The sequence below is a fragment of the Cupriavidus sp. 05T41 genome (assembly GCF_056396525.1).
Genome location: NZ_JBFTLQ010000187.1, coordinates 1 through 2,412 on the forward strand (window position 1 = coordinate 1; position 2,412 = coordinate 2,412).

Below are 2,412 nucleotides of genomic sequence, written 5' to 3' on the forward strand. Positions count from 1 at the left end.
CAGCTGCGTGACCGCGCCGGCCGTGCGGATGGCGGGCAGCTGCGCCAGCGTGGCCACCAGCTGCGCGAAGGCGGCGGGCAGGCGGCGCACGCGCAGTTCGCGGAAGGCATCGGTGAACAGGCTGGAGATGATGAGCCGGTTCTCCAGCGCGTAGCCCATGCCGGACGGGGTTTCCGTGCGGTGCGCCATCACCGTCCAGCCGCCCTCCGCGGTGTGCGCCAGGTCCACCGCGACGATATGCAGGAAATTGCCGTCCGGCGGCTGGTAGCCCTTGAGGGGGCGCAGGTAGCCGGGATGGCCGAAGACCAGCCCGGCCGGCAGCAAGCCCTTGGCCAGCAGGGTCTGCGGCCCGTAGATGTCGGCCACCATGGCGTTGGCCAGGCTGGCGCGCTGGATCACGCCGCGCTCGATCACCTGCCAGTCTTCCTCGGCTACCAGGAAGGGCAGCAGGTCCAGCGCCCAGGCGCGCGCGGCGCCGTTGTCGGCGTAGACGTTGTAGGTCACGCCGTTGTCGCGGATCTGGCGCGCCATGGCGGCGGCCTGCTGGCCGAGCGCGCCGATGCCGTCCTCGCCCAGCACCTGGAAGAAGCCTGCCCACGGCTCGCGCAGGCCGCCCGAGCACGCGCCGAGCTCGTCCAGGTGTCCCGCGGGCACCGCGCGCGCGCGGCGCATCGCCGCCTCGGCGGCGGGAGCGGATTCGTCGAAGGGCAGGGAGGGCTGCAAGGGCACGGGGCGAAGCTCGGCGGCGGGGCGGATCAGCGTTGCCGCAGGTCCAGCGTGAACGGAAACTCGAGGCTGCGCGCAGGCTCCTCGATGCGCATCACGCCCGGGGTGTGGCCGAGCGTGAAGAAGCGCGCCAGGCGCCGGCTTTCGGCCTCGTAGGCATTGACCGGGAAGGTCTCGTAGTTGCGCCCGCCCGGATGCGAAACATGATACCGGCATCCGCCGATGCTGCGCGCCATCCAGCTGTCGACTACGTCGAATGTCAACGGAGCGTGCACGCCGATGGTGGGGTGCAGCGCAGACTGGGGCGCCCAGGCGCGGTAGCGCACCCCGGCCACGAATTCGCCGGCCCGCCCGGTGGGCTGCAACGGCACCGCGCGGCCGTTCACCGTCACCACGTGGCGGCTCTCGTTCATGCCCAGCACGCGCACCTCGATGCGCTCCAGCGACGAATCCACGTAGCGCACCGTGCCGCCGGCGCTGCCCTCCTCGCCCATCACGTGCCAGGGCTCGAGCGCGCTGCGCAAGGTCAGCGCCAGGCCGCCGGCGGCCAGCTCGCCCACGCGCGGGAAGCGGAACTCGAAATGCGGGGCGAACCAGGCATTGTCGAAGGCGAAGCCGGCCTCGCGCATCTCGCTGAGCACATCGTCGAAATCCATCTGCACGAAGGTGCCGAGCAGGAAGCGGTCGTGCAGCTCGGTGCCCCAGCGCGTCAGGCGCGTGCGATACGGCTGGCGCCAGAAGCGCGCCACCAGCGCGCGCAGCAACAGTTGCTGCACCAGGCTCATGCGCGCATGCGGCGGCATCTCGAAGGCGCGCAGCTCCAGCAGGCCGAGGCGCCCGGTGGGGCCGTCGGGCGAGTAGAGCTTGTCGATGCAGAACTCGCTGCGGTGCGTGTTGCMGGTGACGTCGATCAGGATGTTGCGCAGCGTGCGGTCCACCAGCCACGGCGGCATGTAGCCGCCGCCCTGCGCGCCGCCCAGCCGGTCGAGCTGGTGCTGCAGCTCGGCAAAGGCGACCTCCAGTTCGTAGAGCTGGTCGTTGCGCGCCTCGTCCACGCGCGGCGCCTGGCTGGTGGGGCCGATGAACATGCCCGAGAACAGGTAGGACAGCGAGGGATGGTTGTGCCAGTACGCGATCAGGCTGGCCAGCACGTCCGGGCGGCGCAGGAAGGGACTGTCGGCCGGCGTGGCGCCGCCCAGCACAAAGTGGTTGCCGCCGCCGGTGCCGGCATGGCGGCCGTCCACCATGAACTTCTCGCTGCTCAGATAGGTCTCGTGTGCCGCCTGGTAGAGGTATTCGGTGTGGTCGACCAGTTMGTCCCAGTCGGCGGCGGGATGGATGTTKACCTCGATCACGCCGGGATCGGGCGTGACCTGCAGCAGCTTCAGGCGCACGTCGCGCGGCGGCGGATAGCCTTCGAGCACGATCTTCACGCCCAGCGCCGCGGCGGTGGCCTCCACCGCCGCCAGCAGTTCCAGGTAATCCTCCAGCACGGTCAGCGGCGGCATGAAGACGTAGATCATGCCGCGCTTGTCGCCGGCAGCCGAGAGCTCGGCCTTGGGGCCGGCCGCGCGGCTGGGATGGCGCACTTCCACGCACAGCGCGGTGCGCGTGATCCAGCCCGCGGACTCGCCGTGTGCCGGCACGCGGGCGAGATCCGCCGCCGCGCTGGCGGCGGCGCCGCCG

General features: G+C 71.2%; 2 protein-coding genes. Both read right to left on the minus strand.

The genetic code is table 11. From position 1 onward, the window contains the following. Window positions 1–729 (minus strand): circularly permuted type 2 ATP-grasp protein (locus AC1DKV_RS40355; RefSeq protein WP_477139753.1); only part of this gene is annotated, 729 nt, incomplete at its 3' end. Between the two features lie 26 nt (window positions 730–755). Beyond that, on the minus strand, window positions 756–2,412 hold a 1,657-nt coding region (locus tag AC1DKV_RS40360), incomplete at its 5' end, for a transglutaminase family protein (RefSeq protein ID WP_477139754.1).